Below are 13,283 nucleotides of genomic sequence, written 5' to 3' on the forward strand. Positions count from 1 at the left end.
GCGCGGTCACTGGGTGCGTGGAGAGAGCGGCTCAATTTTTTGAAGGGGGTTCCTCGAGGCCGAGCGATTCGAGCCTGCCGCGGTACGCGGAGCCGGGGAACCGCTCGAGCAGGCGCGCGGCGCGGGCGCGCGCCTCGGCCGCGCGGCCGAGGGCGAGCAGGGCGCGGATGGCGATGAACTCGCGCTCTTGACCGAGCACGCCGGCGGGGAAGCGCCGCGCGTGCTCGACCGTGAGCGCGAGGGCCGAGCCCGCGTCGGTGGCGAGCGCGTCCTGCGCGCGGTGGAGCAGCTGGACCTCGGTCTCCGCCTCCCCCGCGGCGCCGGCGGAAGGAGGGCCCGAGCCCGGGGGAGCCCCGCCGCTCGGCGCGCCCGGCGCGGGGATCGCCGCCTCCTCGGCGCGCGGCCCGGCGGCGCTCGCGCGCGGGAGCAGCGCGCCGTGCGGCGCGGTCGCGCTCGCGGGATCGGGCGCCGCGCCGCGACCGGCCTCCGATCCAGCGTGTCCGGCGCGGCCCGGGCCGGGCTCCGCGGACGGCGGGGGGGCGGGCGTGGGCGCGGCGACGCGCGGCGGAGCGGCGCTCGCGACGGCGCTGGGCGCGGCGTCGCGCGGCGCCGTGGCGGCGTCGCGCCACCACACGCCGCCCACGACGCCGAGGCCGAGGAGCGCGCCGAGGAGCGCGCTGGAGACCACGGAAGGCCCCGCGACGGCCGCGGTGAGGTGCCCCGGCGCGAGCGGAGGCGACGGGGGCGGCGAGGCGACCGGGGGCGGCGGCGAGGCGCCCGGGGGCGAGGCGCCCGGGGGCGGGAGCGGCCCGAGCGGGAGGCGCGCGGCGAGGCGGGCGAGGTCGGAAGGCCCGGGGAACTCGCGCCGACCCGCGCGCAGGACGGCGCGCACGGCGTCCGTCGTGTCCGAGGACGCATCGAAGAGCCGCGGCGGATCCTTCGGTTTGCTCACGGCATCCTCCTCCCGGCCGTGGCGCGCCGCAGGGCGGCCTCGACCACCCGGCGCGCCGCGTAGAGCCGCGCGTACGCCGTCTGGAGCGGGCAGCCCACCGCCTCGGCGACCTCCGTCATCGGCAGCTCCTCCAGCTCGAAGAGCACGAACACCGCGCGCTTGTCGTCGTCGAGCGTCTGGACGCACGCGTCGAGGAGCGCGCGCGCCTCGTGGTCCTCGAGCGCCCCGTGCTGGTCCTCGTGCGCTACCTGGTCGGGCAGCTCGGCGCGCGTGGACTCGCGCCGCCGGTGGGCGCGCTTGCGGTAATCGGCCGCGACCCGGACGCAGATGCCGTAGATCCAGGTCTGGACCGAGGATCGCCCCTCGAAGCCCGCGAGGCGCCGGTGGACGATCATGAAGACCTCCTGGCAGACGTCCTCCGCGTCAGCCTCATGGACGCCGAGCCGCCGCAGCGCGCGCCAGACGAACGGCGCGTGATCGAAGAAGAGCTGCTCGAAGGACGGGACCGGGCCGCTCGGCGCGGAGATCGCGTGCGGCCGGCCTTCGCGCGCGGTGGCGAGCAGGGACATGCGCTGGGGTGAGTGGACGCGCGGCGGACGCGTTTTGAAGGAATCGACGCGGCCCGGTCACGGCAGCTCGAGGCCGAGGCCGAGGTCGAGGATCGCCGATACCGGCGACGCCTGGAAGATGTCGTGCCGCGCCCCTGCCGCGTCGGTGTAAAAATAGACGTCCCGCGCGGTCGGCACCGCGAGCCCGAGCCCGACGGCCCCGAACAGCGGCCCCACGAAGCGCCGCCGCACGCGCGTGTCGAGGCTCAGATCGAACACGAGCCGCTCGTGGCGGAACCTGCTCGGCACCGCGGGCCCGTCGACGCGCAGCGATCCGAGCATCGCGCCGGCGCAGCCCGAGAGCGCCGTCCCGCCGCGCACGATCGCGATGGGGCACACGGACAGCCGCCCGTAGGCGAGCGAGAACGCCGGCGATCCGGGCGCCTCGCGGACCTCCGGGCTCGCCCACAGCGCGCCGCCCAGCTCGAAGCCCGGCCCGCGCGGCGGCGTCGCGTGCGCGCGCACCCCGACCCCGACGCTGGCGGGCCCGGGCACGAGCCCGAGCCCGCCCACCGCCTCCACCGCGCCGCCCACCCGCCAGGGAGCGCTCGGCGCCGCTGGCGCCGGCGGACACGCCGGAAGCGCGGCGGCCGCCTTCGCGGCAGGGGGCAGCATCGTTGTGGGGGGCAGCATCGCTGTAGGGGGCAGCATCGCTGTCGGGGGCAGCGGGGCGGGCCGCATTGCCGCGCCCGGCGCTCCCCCGCCGGCGCTCGCGGCCGGGCTGCCCGCGGCGCGGGGGAGCCCGAGCGAGGCGTCGGGGTCGACGAGCAGCGCGATCACGAGCTCGAGCGGATCGTCGATCGCCCGACAATCGACCTGAGCGGCCTCGATCTCCCGCGACCCGATCGCCGTCCCGCCCGCGCCGAACACGCGGATCGTCGCCCGCCAGACGCCGGCCTCCTGCGAGCGCTCGATGCGCCCCTCGATGGCCACCTCGCCGAGGGTGGGCGGCACGAACGCGACCCGCCCGAGCCGCCGCTCCACGGCGAGCGCGAGCGTCCGCGCGTCGATGCACGTCTCGGCCCCAGGCATCCGCACCCACGCGAGCGACGAGGTGCGCGGCTCCGCCGCGGCGGGACGATCGAAGGTGCCGAGCGCCGCCCCGACGAGGAGCGCGAGCGCCGCGGATCTCATGCGGCAGCTTATCCAGACGATCGCCGAGGCCGTCAAGGAGCGGCGCACCGTCTCCTCGCGAGCGCGGCCCAGAGGAGCAAGCGGAAGGCCGCACCTTCCTCAGGTCAGGAGCTCGACAAACCCGTCCGTCCCATTCACGCGGATGCGTTGCCCATCCCGGATCAACCTGGTCGCATTTTCCACGCTGACGACGGCCGGCAAGCCATATTCCCGGGCGATCACCGCGCCATGGGTCATCATGCCGCCCACCTCGGTCACCAGGCCCTTGACGGACACGAACAAGGGCGTCCAGCTCGGGTCGGTGAAGGCGGTGACCAGGATGTCCCCCGCCTCCAGATCCGCATTGGCCATGTCCAGGAGGACGCGGGCTCGTCCCTCGACGACGCCGGAGGAGACCGGTAGGCCGACGATGGCTCCGGCGGGGAGATCGGCGCGCTTGAACGCGCCTGACACGATTTCCCCGTCGGACGTCATGACGCGCGGCGGCGTCATCTTCTTGTGGAGCTCGTGTTCGGCTTTCCGTTGGCGGATGAGCTGGTCGTCCACCCGATGCGTGCGCACGACCTCGCGGAGCTCGTCGAACGTGAGGTAGTAGATGTCTTCGGGGTCGTGGATCACGTTGGCCTGCGCGAGCCGCTCGGCTTCTTGCAGCAAGGCCTGCTTGTAAACGAAGTAGCGATTGACGATGGCGTACTTCGGATACTCGCGATACCCGAGGAAGTTCCGGAGCCGGCGGATCATCCGCTCGGCTTCGCTGGCCTTCTGCTCCCCCTCCGGCAGCTGCCTCAACCGGTCGAGCAACTCTTGCGCTCGCTGCAACGCCTCCTGCCGCCCCTGCTCGAACCTCCGCTTGCCGGCGTGAGGCTCGAAGTTCTTGATGTTGCTCAAAATCAAGGGGACCAGGGTCGTCGGCTTCTCGCTCCAGCGGGCCCTCGTGATGTCGATTTCCCCGGCACATCGCATGCCGTATTTTTGAAGGTACGCCACGATCGCGTCCCGGGCCTGCCGCCCACCGTCGAGCTCGACCAGCTCCTCCAGGAAGCCGTCGTGCTTCACGTTCTGCAGATACGCGACCACGTCCGGATAAGGACGGATCACGTCGGCGACGTCCAACAGCTCGAGGCCCATCTCCGACGTGACGTTGTTCGGCACGGACTGGGAGAGCGTATCCGCGGCGTTCCTCTCGCCGAGCCACTCCATCATCTTGTCGTTGAGCCACCATGAAGCGTTCATGGCCGCCATGATCGCGCCCATGTTCTGTGGACCGAACATGGATGTCTTCATTCGCTGGAGGTCCTCCAGGATGAAGTCGAACAACGCCGTCCCGGTCTTGCCTCGGATGTCGCGCTTCAGCTCCTCGAGCCCGGCCTGGGCCCGCTCGATCAGCGCGGTGACGATCGCCGGGTCGTCTTCGACCTGCGCGTCGAAGCGCGAGGGCGCCGCCCCTTGCCCGCCCTGGCCGGGACTCGAGGCCGCCGGATCGACGGGCAAGGGCTCGATGAAGTCTCCCCGCTCGAGGATGGTCGAGAGGGCGTCCTTGATGAGCGGATCGGAGCGCCCCACGAGTTTCAGGAGGGCGTCCCGGCTGGCCGGGGAGGCCAGCTGCTTCGTGGGATCGACGAACAGCCTGCCGCCCGCTGCGAGCATGTGGCCAGCAGCGGCCAGCTGGAAGAAGGACAGCCCGAGGGGCTTCATGGGGTCGGTCATCATCTGTTGATGGCCGACGGAGATGTAGACGCGGTTGCCTCGATCACCCGCTTGGGGGATGGGGTACAGGGTCGTGATCGGCCGGCTCTGGACGACGTGGAGCTCATCGCCGGCCAGGCACCACTCGATGTCCTGGGGGTGGCCGAAATGCCCTTCGATCTGCCGGCCCAGGCGCTCCAGCCGCAGGATCTGCGCGTCCGTCAGCACCTGCCCGCCCTGCCGCTCGGGCTCGATCGCCCGCTCTTCGGTGCCGCCCGCCTCCAGGGCGCGCGTGGCCAGCGTCTTCTTGGCGATCGCCTTCTCGACGATCTGGCCGTTCCGCACCTTGTAGCGATCGGCGCTCGCCAGGCCGGAGACCAGGGCCTCCCCCAGGCCGAGGCCGGCCTCGATCGACGACACCTTCCGGTTCGACGTGACGGGATCGGCCGTGAACAAGATCCCGGCCGCCTGCGCGAAGACCATCTTCTGCACCACCACCGCCATGTGGACCTTGCGGTGGTCGAAGCCGTGTTGGATGCGGTAGGCCACCGCCCGCTCGGTGAAGAGCGATGCCCAGCACCGGCGGACGTGCTGCAGGACCGCCTGCGTCCCGATGACGTTCAGGTACGTATCCTGCTGGCCCGCGAAGGAAGCCCCCGGCAAATCCTCCGCCGTCGCGCTGGACCGCACGGCGTAGGCATCGCCCGCGCCGAGCCTGGAGAGAGCCTGGGTGAGCGCCGCTTGCAGGTCCTCGGGGATGGCCGTCCCCTCGATGATCCGGCGCAGCTCGCCGCTGAGCTCCCGGATCCCGTCCCGGTCTCCCGCCGCGAGCGACGACAGCCGATCGAGCAACCCGCCGATCGACGGCGCTTCTCCCAGGATCCGCTGGAAGGCCCCGGTCGTGACGCAAAAGCCAGCGGGCACGAGGAGCCCCTCGATCCTGGAGACCTCCCCCAGGTTGGCGCCCTTCCCGCCGACCACGTTGGCCTTCGTTCGATCGACCTCCCGGAGATCGAGCACATAGGTCCGCATCCGTTCACCTCCATCCGACGTTGGCAGCTCGTTCGCTGCGACGGATCGTCACGCCCCCCGCCGAAGGGCGCCACTATAACGATCCACGGAGGGGGTCGCCAGGAACACAGGGAAGATTGTGGGCGACTTGAGTGGTCCGGCGGACAGCGATCCCGGGGCTGCTCGCGGCGCGGCGCATGGCCTATTCTTGACGGCTTCTGCTCGCCCTCCTCGTCCCGGTCGCGCGGTGCGTGCGCCGCAAGTCGCCGCCGCTCGCGCGGACGGGCCACCTTCACCTCGCGCTCGGCTTCGCCTTCCTCATCTTCGCCATCGGCATCCGCTGCGGCGCGCTCCACGCGCGGCGCGGCACCCCCGCCGGGGCGACGCTCGCGCGCGCCGCCGCTGGGCCTCGCGAGCGTCGCCGTCGGCCTGAGCTGAACCAGGAGCCCCCTCGATGCGCATCGCGATCCTCTCGACCTACACGCACCCGAGCCGCCTGCACCGCAAGGAGCGCTCGATCATGCAGTCCTCCGTGCCCGAGCTCATCGCCGCCCTGTGCCCGCCGGACGCGGAGATCGAGCTCTACAACGAGAAGGAGACGGACATCCCCCTCGATCGCCCCTGGGACCTCGTGTTCTTCTCGTACCTGCACGCCTATTACGAGCACACCAAAGTGCTCTCCGCGCTGCTCCGTCGGCGCGGCGTCACCACGGTGGCCGGCGGCCGGCACGCGAGCCATTTCCGGGCGGACGCGCTCCAGCACTTCGACGCGGTGATCGCGGGCGACCCGGAGTCGAACGTGCCGGCCCTCGTCGCCGACTTCCGGCGGAACGAGCTCCAGCCCGTCTACGCGCTCCCGCCGGTGCCCCCGGACCGGATCCCCACCTACCGCTACGACCTGATCGATTACCGCAACAACGTCGTTCGCCTGCCGGGGATCGAGGCGTCGCGCGGCTGCCCCTTCTCCTGCAATTTCTGCGTGCTGACCGGGCACGAGCAGTACCGCTATCGCCCGATCGACCACGTGATCCGGGACATCCGCGACCGGATGATCTTCAACCGGCGCATTCCGGGGGTGACCGGCGATGTGTTCAGCTTCCTCGACAACAACCTGGGGGGCTCTCCCCGCTACCTGCGCGAGCTCTGCGAGGCGCTGATGCCGCTCAAGAAGATCTGGGGCTGCGCGCTGACCTTCAACGTGCTGCGCGACCCGGAGCTTGTGCGCCTCATGGGGCGCGCGGGGTGCCGCTACGTCTATACAGGGCTGGAGTCGCTGAACCCCGAGTCGATCAGCGCGATGAACAAGGGGCAGAACAAGCTGAGCGAGGTCCGCGAGGTCCTGAAGCGGGCCTCGGCGAGCGGGATCGTGCTCTCGTTCGGGCTCCTCGTGGGCGCGGACGGGGACACCAACGAGTACCTGGAGCGGCTGCCCGCGTACCTGCACGACCTCGGGGATCAGTGCCCGACGTTCCTGGGGATCGTCTGCCCGTACCCGGAGACGCCGTTCTTCGCGCAGGTGGCGGCCGAGGGGCGGCTGCTGCCCGGGGTGACCAGCCGGGACCTCGACGGGTACACGCTGTGTCACCGGCCGACCCGGCTGCACCCCTCCGAGGCGATCGAGCACTTCCAGCGCCTGAGCCGCACCCTGGGGGGCCTGCGCAGCGTGGGCCGCCACCTGTGGAGCCGGCTGATGACGAGCGACCTGCCCCGCTACAAGACGTGCGTTCTGATGTCGGCGCCCGAGGTGATGAGCCTGCGCGCGCCGCTCGCCAACCGCGCGCGCAGCTACATCGCGGGGCGCGACCCGATCGAGGCGTGGGACGCGGAGAGGATGCGGGAGCTCGGGCTCGAGCCGCAGCGCATCGACGCCGCGTCCTGCCGGGCGGATCCGCGGGGGCTCGCCCGGATCCGGCCGCGGCGGGGGAGCGGCCCGGCGGCGGTCGTGCGGGGAGGGGGGCCGTCGTGAGGGGCCGCGCGAGCGGCGCGGCGATCGCCTACTTCGCCCTGGTCCACGGGCTGGCCGTCCTGGGGCTGCTCCTGCCGATCCGGGCGAGCTACGTCGCCCTCGCGGCCGGGCTGTACGCGGCGCTCCACCTGTCCACCATCGTCGGCCTGCACCGGCTGCTCTCGCACCGCGCGTTCCGCTGCCCGAGGTGTGTCGAGTACGCGCTCGTGTCGGTGGCGATGATCAGCGGCCAGGGCAGCCCGATCGCGTGGGTGGCGACGCACCGGCGGCACCACGCCCACACCGATCGCGACGGCGACGTCCACTCGCCGCGGCGAGGCCTCTGGTACGCGCACCTCGGGTGGATCGTCGACGACCGCTCGACCGATCCGCGCGATCCGGAGCGGTACTGCCGCGATCTGGCGGGCGATCCCTACTACCGGTGGCTCCTCCGGTGGCGGTTCGCGCCGCAGGCGGCGGCGGTGCTGCTCGCGGGGCTCGCGCTGGGCTGGGGCGCGGTGCCGTTCGTGTTCTTCCTGCCGCTCGTGGGCTGGATGCACGCGACCTACCTGGTGAACTCGGTCTGCCACGCGCCCCGCTTCGGCCGCCGCGCGTTCGAGACCCGCGACGGGAGCCGCAACGTGGGCTGGGTGGCGGTGCTGACCTTCGGCGAGGGCTGGCACAACAACCACCACGCCTTCCCGCGCGCCGCCCGCTACGGGATGGCGCCGGGGCAGCACGACCTCGCGTTCCTGTTCATCCGCGCGCTCGCGGCGCTGGGGCTCGCGTCCGACATCCAGCCCGGGCCGGAGGGGCGCGAGGGCGCGCGGGCCCGGGCGGCGGGGGGCGGATAGGCCGAGCGCCGAGCGGCGGCCGCCGTTCCCGCGGCTCGGCGTGCGGGGGCGCCAGCGCGGCGGGTCCGCCGTCGCGCGCGGGTGGCCGCGAAGCGGAGCGCCGCAGGGCTCAGTCCCGGGGGCGACGCCGCGGGGGCGCCATGCCCCCCGCGCGGTCCCGGACCGCGGCCGCGCGGCCCGGCGGCCTAGCTTCGTCGGACGCGCTGCTCCGGGGCCTGTCGTCGTCGGCCGCGCTGCTCCGAGCCCGCGCTCCGGCCGTACGGCCCGGCGGCCTGTCCTCGTCGGCCGCGTTGGCCCGCGCCCGGGCCCCGGCCGCGCTGCCCCGGGGCCTGACCTCGTCGGCCGCGCTGCCCCGGGGCTTGTCCTCCTCGACCGCGCCGCTCCGCGCCCGCGCCCGCGCTCCAGCCGCGGTGCCCCGGGGCCTGTCCTCGTCGGCCGCGCCGCCGCGCGCGCCGGCCTCGTCGCGCTCGTCGCTCCGCGCGTCGCCGGGAGCGTCGTGGTGGTCGCGGCGGACCTGCACCTTGCGCCCCTTCAGCCGGGTGGCGCGCAGCGCCTCGATGACGCTGTCCACCGCGCCGGCCGGCACCTCGACCACCGAGAAGCCGTCCGCGATCTGGATGGCCCCGATGTCGCGAGAGCTCAGCGACGCCTCGTTCGCGATCGCGCCGACCAGATCGGCCGGCCGGATGCCCGCGGCGCGCCCCGCGCCGATGTAGAGCCGTGCGACGCTGCCGTCGGCCTCCCGCTCCTCGCGCCCGCGCCGCGGCCGCCCCGGCGCCTCTCCCGGCCGCCCCGGCGCCTCGCCCGCCCGCCCGCGCGCCCCCGGCGGGCCGCGCCGCGCGCGCTCCGGCGCGGGCGGCGGCGGCCGGAACGACGGGATCTCCGCCTCCTCCTCCTCCCGATCCCCCTCGGTCGCGCGGTGCGCGAGCTGCACCGCCGCCGCGGCGATGTCCATGACGTCGAACTCGTCGGCGAGCCCCTCGACCACGACCCGGAACCGCTCGGCGCCGCCCTGGAGCAGCGCCTCCCGGAGCGACGCCCGCGTCAGCTCGAGGCGCCGGGCGCGCAGATCCGCCACCGTCGGCAGCGTGGCGGCCTCGATGCGCTGGCCCGTGAGCCGCTCGACGTTGCGCAGCAGGTAGTGCTCGCGCGGCTCGATCAGCGTGATCGCCGCCCCCTCCCGGCCGGCGCGCCCCGTGCGGCCGATGCGGTGGACGTACACCTCGGCGGCGCAGGGGACGTCGTAGTTGATGACGTGCGACACGTGCTCGATGTCGAGCCCGCGCGCCGCCACGTCGGTCGCGACGAGCAGGTCGGCCGCGCCGGCGCGGAAGCGCGCCATCACGCGATCCCGGTGCTCCTGCGAGAAGCCGCCGTGGAGCGCCTGGGCCTCGTAGCCGCGGGCGCGCAGCGCCTCGGTCAGCTCGTCCACCTCGTTGCGCGTGCGGCAGAAGAGGATCGCCGACGACGGGTCCTCCATGTCGAGCACCCGCGTCAGGGCCGCGGGCTTGTGCGCCCGCGGCACGATGTACGCCGTCTGGCGCACGCGCGGGAGCTCGCCCGGCGCCGCCTTCTCGACCGCGATCTTGACCCGCACCGGGTCGCGCAGGTGCCGGCCGGCGATCGCCGCGATCCGCGCGGGCAGCGTCGCCGAGAAGAGCACCGTCTGCCGCTCGCCCGGGGTGGCGGCGAGGATCTCCTCCAGCGCCTCGGCGAACCCCATGTCGAGCATCTCGTCCGCCTCGTCGAGCACGACGGTGCGGATGCCGTCGAGGGCGAGCGTGCCGCGGCCGATGTGGTCGAGCGCCCGGCCCGGCGTCGCCACGACGACGTGGACCCCGCGCCGCAGCGCGCGCAGCTGCTGCCCGAACGGCTGGCCGCCGTAGACCGACAGCACCTGCACGCCCAGCCGGCGGCCGTAGCGGTGCATCGCCTCGGCCACCTGCATGGCGAGCTCGCGGGTCGGCACGAGCACGAGGGCCACGGGGCGGCCGGGCGGCGCGTTGCCGATCTCCAGCCGCTGGAGCAGCGGCAGCGCGAACGCGGCCGTCTTCCCGGTGCCGGTGGCGGCCTGCCCGAGCAGGTCGCGCCCGCCGAGGAGGTGCGGGATCGCCTCGCGCTGGATCGGGGTGGGCTCTTCGTAGCCGAGCTCGGCGAGCTCGCCGAGGAGGGCAGGCCCGATGCCGAGCGCGGCGAAGCTGGCGGACGAGGTGGTCGGTTCCACGGCGGCTCCGCGTCTCATGGCCTCGCGCCGGCGCCATGGCAAGCCGGCAGGCCTGGGATCCGTCGCGGCGTCGCCGCGCGCCGTGGCTCAGGGGAAGCCCTCGGGGAAGGTGCTGGGGTCGCTCAGATCGACGCCGGACTCGATCAGCTCCTTCAAGGCCTCCGAGCTCGCGTCGCACCGCTCGGCGTCGGTCGAGGAGCGGACGATGAGGGCCTTCCACGCCAGCATCGCCCCGTCCGGCATCCGCTCGGTCTGGAAGGTGAAATCGGCGAGCTGGTCCTGATCGACGACCAGGTCGTCCGTGTTCCTCGTGTCGCGCGCTCCGCGCGTGTCGTAGAGCGGCTGTGTGGCGACGATCGCGTCGACGACGGCATCATCGAAGTAGAGCTGGGAGGTCGCGTGCTCCTTGCCGCCCACCCTGACCGTGAAGTGGATGTGGATCGACCGGCCGGGGTACCAGCCAGGGAAGCAGGTGTCGAAATCCACTCGACCTCTCTCGTCCGTCGTCTGGACGCCGCGGAACCACCGCCCGGCGAGCGCGTCCGGGTCGTCGTGGGCGCAGAACGGGTGGGCGTCGTCGCCCGAGTAGTGGCCGCTCGGCCCGCTGTGCCAGATGTCGACCTCGGCGCCCGGGATAGGCGTGCACGACTCGTCCAGCACGAGGAAGGCGAGGCGCACGGGGAGCCCATGTTGGCCCTCGCTGATGTCCTTTCGGACCAGCGTGGCCGCGTAGCAGGGGCCCAGGACCTGCTCGCACGTCAGCTTGCACGCGGCGCCCGGGCCCGCGGCGAACGGGTCGGGGTACGCGCTCGCGGCGGTCATGGCGGCGGTGCCGCCGGTCGCCCACGGGACCGAGTCGGTCCGGCCCTCGGCCTCGTGCTCGTCGGCCGGACCGCACGCGATCAGCTGGCCGAGCGGCACGGCCAGCAAGCTCAGCCCCATGCCGCCAAGGATCGTTCGACGCGTGACCCGCCTCGGCGAGCCGTCGTTCTCAGGGTCGTTCCTCATGTCCTCATCTCCGTGCGCTGTGAGCTCCACGCGACGGCGGATCGCCGTCGAGCGCGAGCTCGTCGTCCTGCGCGAGCGCGCCTCCGCCGCGTCGAGCGCGGCGGTCGCTCCGCGTTGCGACGACGATGGTTGCATCACCGCACGTCCGGCGTAAGGCCTCGAGACGGATCCAGTCTGTTGCGCCGCGCGCACCAATGACCTTCGCCCTGCCGGGGTGGGCGTGGCGCGCGCGCTCCGCGTCTCCTTTCGTCTTTCGTCGAAGCCGATGACGGAGCCGGTCACGAGAAGGACGGCCGTCCCTGGTTTCGCTGCGGAGAGCCCGCGCGGCTGGCCGCCGGCGCCGAACGAGGCTAGTGCACGCGCAGCAGCGATGGACCTGAATCTCCTGTCCATGTTCATCGCGGTCGTGGAGGCCTCGAGCTTCTCGACCGCAGCCATGAAGCTCGGTTTGCGGCGCTCGTCGGTCAGCCGCGGGATCGCGGCCCTCGAGCGCTCGCTCGACGTCCAGCTCTTCAGCCGGACCACGCGCCACGTCGCGCTCACGACGGCCGGGGCCGCGCTGCACGCGAAGGTGGCGCCGCAGCTCGCCTCCCTCCACCAGGCGCTCGGCACGCTCCCGGAGCGCGACGAGCAGCCGTCCGGCGACCTCCGCGTGACGGCGCCGAACGACATCGGCACCGTCATCCTTCCAGGCATCCTCGCCTCCTTCTCGAGGCGATATCCAGCGATCCGGCTGGACGTGCGGCTCACGGGCCGGCGCGTCGATCTCGTGGCGGAGGGCTTCGACGCGGCGTTACGCCTCTCGCTCGGGCGGCTCTCGGACTCGTCGCTCATCGCGCGAAAGCTGAGCGACGTCGAGATCCAGTTCTTCGCGGCGCCGGCCTACCTGGCGCGCGCTGGGACGCCGCGGACGGCGAAGGACACGGCGACGCACGAGTGGGTGCTGCTCAAAGACATGAACATGTCGCTGCCGGTCGTGATCCCGAAGGAGAAGGCCCATGTCGGCGACGATATCCTCTTCATCTGTCAGGCGGTGCGCGCCGGAATGGGCCTGGGCGCGCTGCCTGCATTCCTGGTCCGAGACGACGTCGCCGAGGGCCGGCTCTCGCGCGTGCTGCCGCAGTGCTCGCACCGGTCGGGGGCGCTCTACCTGGTCCACCCGCCGTCGCAGCACGTCCCGCGGAAGGTGACGGCGCTCCGGGATCACCTCGTCGAGCACTTCGCGGCGAACCCGCTGGCCGGCGTCGCCCACGGCCGCCGTGGCGCCGACGACGCGGAGTCTCGCCCCCGCGCTCGCGCGGCGCGGCGTCCGCATCGACGCCATCGCGCCTTGTAAGACGGCCACCGAGCTGGCCAAGGGGCCGGCGACCGTCGGGCCCGGCGAGGCCCGCTCTCCCCGGTCAGCCGAGCTTCGCGGCGAGGGCGCGGTACCGCTCGGACAGGCGCGCGGCGTCCACCCGGCCGAGGAGCGCGCGCGCGGCCTCCTCGGCGCGGGGGCTGCCCTCGGGCGCGCGGCTCATCGCCTCGAGGTGGAGCTCGAGCGCGCGCCTCTGCTCCGCGAGCGCCTGCGCGGCCCGGCCCCGGAGCTCGAGGAGCTCGGCCTGCTCCGCGCAGAGCGCCGCGTACGCGCGGATCTTCTCGGGGTCGCCGAGCAGCGTGGCCGCGCCCGCGGCGTCGACCCGGTCGAGCATGTCCCGCATCGGGCCGAAGAGGCCGTCCGCGGTGGTGCGGACGAGCAGCTCCGCCTCGTCGAGCTGGCCGGCGCGCCGGAGCCCGGCGATCCGGCCGATGGCCTCGGCGAGCTGCTCGATCATGCGGAGGAGGTAATCGCGCTGCCTGAGCGACATGGGGGCTCCTGATC

Annotated in this window: 9 protein-coding genes and 1 pseudogene; 3 read left to right on the forward strand and 7 right to left on the reverse strand. The window is 73.5% G+C overall.

Annotation, left to right across the window (positions count from 1 at the left end; all coding sequences use genetic code 11):
• Positions 1 to 31: 31 nt before the first annotated feature.
• The 4 genes from WME83_RS04905 to rph form a co-directional block, all read right to left on the reverse strand.
• Positions 32 to 952 carry a hypothetical protein gene (locus WME83_RS04905; RefSeq protein ID WP_437318089.1) on the reverse strand — a complete coding sequence of 307 codons (921 nt, stop codon included), beginning with the start codon at positions 950 to 952 and terminating at the stop codon, positions 32 to 34.
• A complete protein-coding gene (locus WME83_RS04910; protein ID WP_437318090.1) occupies positions 949 to 1,521 on the reverse strand; it encodes an RNA polymerase sigma factor in 573 nt (190 codons plus the stop codon). Before WME83_RS04910 ends, WME83_RS04905 begins: the two co-directional genes overlap by 4 nt.
• Before the next feature lie 57 nt (positions 1,522 to 1,578).
• The gene (locus WME83_RS04915) at positions 1,579 to 2,694 is read right to left on the reverse strand and encodes a hypothetical protein (protein ID WP_437318091.1); all 1,116 of its coding nucleotides are present in this window, start codon (positions 2,692 to 2,694) and stop codon (positions 1,579 to 1,581) included.
• A gap of 99 nt (positions 2,695 to 2,793) precedes the next feature.
• The gene (rph, locus tag WME83_RS04920) at positions 2,794 to 5,412 is read right to left on the reverse strand and encodes a rifamycin-inactivating phosphotransferase (RefSeq protein WP_437318092.1); all 2,619 of its coding nucleotides are present in this window, start codon (positions 5,410 to 5,412) and stop codon (positions 2,794 to 2,796) included.
• Between the two features lie 433 nt (positions 5,413 to 5,845).
• On the opposite strand from rph, the gene WME83_RS04925 reads away from it, so the two are divergent.
• Positions 5,846 to 7,357 carry a B12-binding domain-containing radical SAM protein gene (locus WME83_RS04925; RefSeq protein WP_437318093.1) on the forward strand — a complete coding sequence of 504 codons (1,512 nt, stop codon included), beginning with the start codon at positions 5,846 to 5,848 and terminating at the stop codon, positions 7,355 to 7,357.
• Positions 7,354 to 8,190 (forward strand): acyl-CoA desaturase, encoded by an 837-nt coding sequence (locus WME83_RS04930; protein WP_437318094.1) that lies wholly within the window; start codon positions 7,354 to 7,356, stop codon positions 8,188 to 8,190. Before WME83_RS04925 ends, WME83_RS04930 begins: the two co-directional genes overlap by 4 nt.
• A gap of 463 nt (positions 8,191 to 8,653) precedes the next feature.
• On the opposite strand, the pseudogene WME83_RS04935 reads toward WME83_RS04930, so the two are convergent.
• Positions 8,654 to 10,432: pseudogene (locus tag WME83_RS04935) on the reverse strand (DEAD/DEAH box helicase); the annotation flags it as partial.
• A 69-nt stretch (positions 10,433 to 10,501) separates the two neighbouring features.
• The gene (locus WME83_RS04940; RefSeq protein ID WP_437318095.1) at positions 10,502 to 11,422 is read right to left on the reverse strand and encodes a protocatechuate 3,4-dioxygenase; all 921 of its coding nucleotides are present in this window, start codon (positions 11,420 to 11,422) and stop codon (positions 10,502 to 10,504) included.
• Positions 11,423 to 11,792: 370 nt separating this feature from the next.
• Between WME83_RS04940 and WME83_RS04945 the strand changes: the two genes are divergently transcribed.
• Positions 11,793 to 12,758 carry a LysR family transcriptional regulator gene (locus tag WME83_RS04945; RefSeq protein ID WP_437318096.1) on the forward strand — a complete coding sequence of 322 codons (966 nt, stop codon included), beginning with the start codon at positions 11,793 to 11,795 and terminating at the stop codon, positions 12,756 to 12,758.
• Positions 12,759 to 12,822: 64 nt separating this feature from the next.
• On the opposite strand, the gene WME83_RS04950 is transcribed toward WME83_RS04945, so the two are convergent.
• A complete protein-coding gene (locus tag WME83_RS04950) occupies positions 12,823 to 13,269 on the reverse strand; it encodes a hypothetical protein (protein ID WP_437318097.1) in 447 nt (148 codons plus the stop codon).
• Between the last annotated feature and the right edge of the window lie 14 nt (positions 13,270 to 13,283).

Origin of the sequence: Sorangium sp. So ce385 (genome assembly GCF_051474135.1) — a bacterium.
Taxonomy (GTDB): Bacteria; Myxococcota_A; Polyangia; order Polyangiales; family Polyangiaceae; genus Sorangium; species Sorangium cellulosum_D.

Bases quoted from the DNA above. Each gene is read 5' to 3' on its own strand.
- WME83_RS04910 (WP_437318090.1), bottom strand. From the start codon at position 1,521: ATGTCCCTGCTCGCCACCGCGCGCGAAGGCCGGCCGCACGCGATCTCC.
- WME83_RS04915 (WP_437318091.1), bottom strand. From the start codon at position 2,694: ATGAGATCCGCGGCGCTCGCGCTCCTCGTCGGGGCGGCGCTCGGCACC.
- rph (WP_437318092.1), bottom strand. From the start codon at position 5,412: ATGCGGACCTATGTGCTCGATCTCCGGGAGGTCGATCGAACGAAGGCC.
- WME83_RS04925 (WP_437318093.1), top strand. From the start codon at position 5,846: ATGCGCATCGCGATCCTCTCGACCTACACGCACCCGAGCCGCCTGCAC.
- WME83_RS04940 (WP_437318095.1), bottom strand. From the start codon at position 11,422: ATGAGGAACGACCCTGAGAACGACGGCTCGCCGAGGCGGGTCACGCGT.
- WME83_RS04945 (WP_437318096.1), top strand. From the start codon at position 11,793: ATGGACCTGAATCTCCTGTCCATGTTCATCGCGGTCGTGGAGGCCTCG.
- WME83_RS04950 (WP_437318097.1), bottom strand. From the start codon at position 13,269: ATGTCGCTCAGGCAGCGCGATTACCTCCTCCGCATGATCGAGCAGCTC.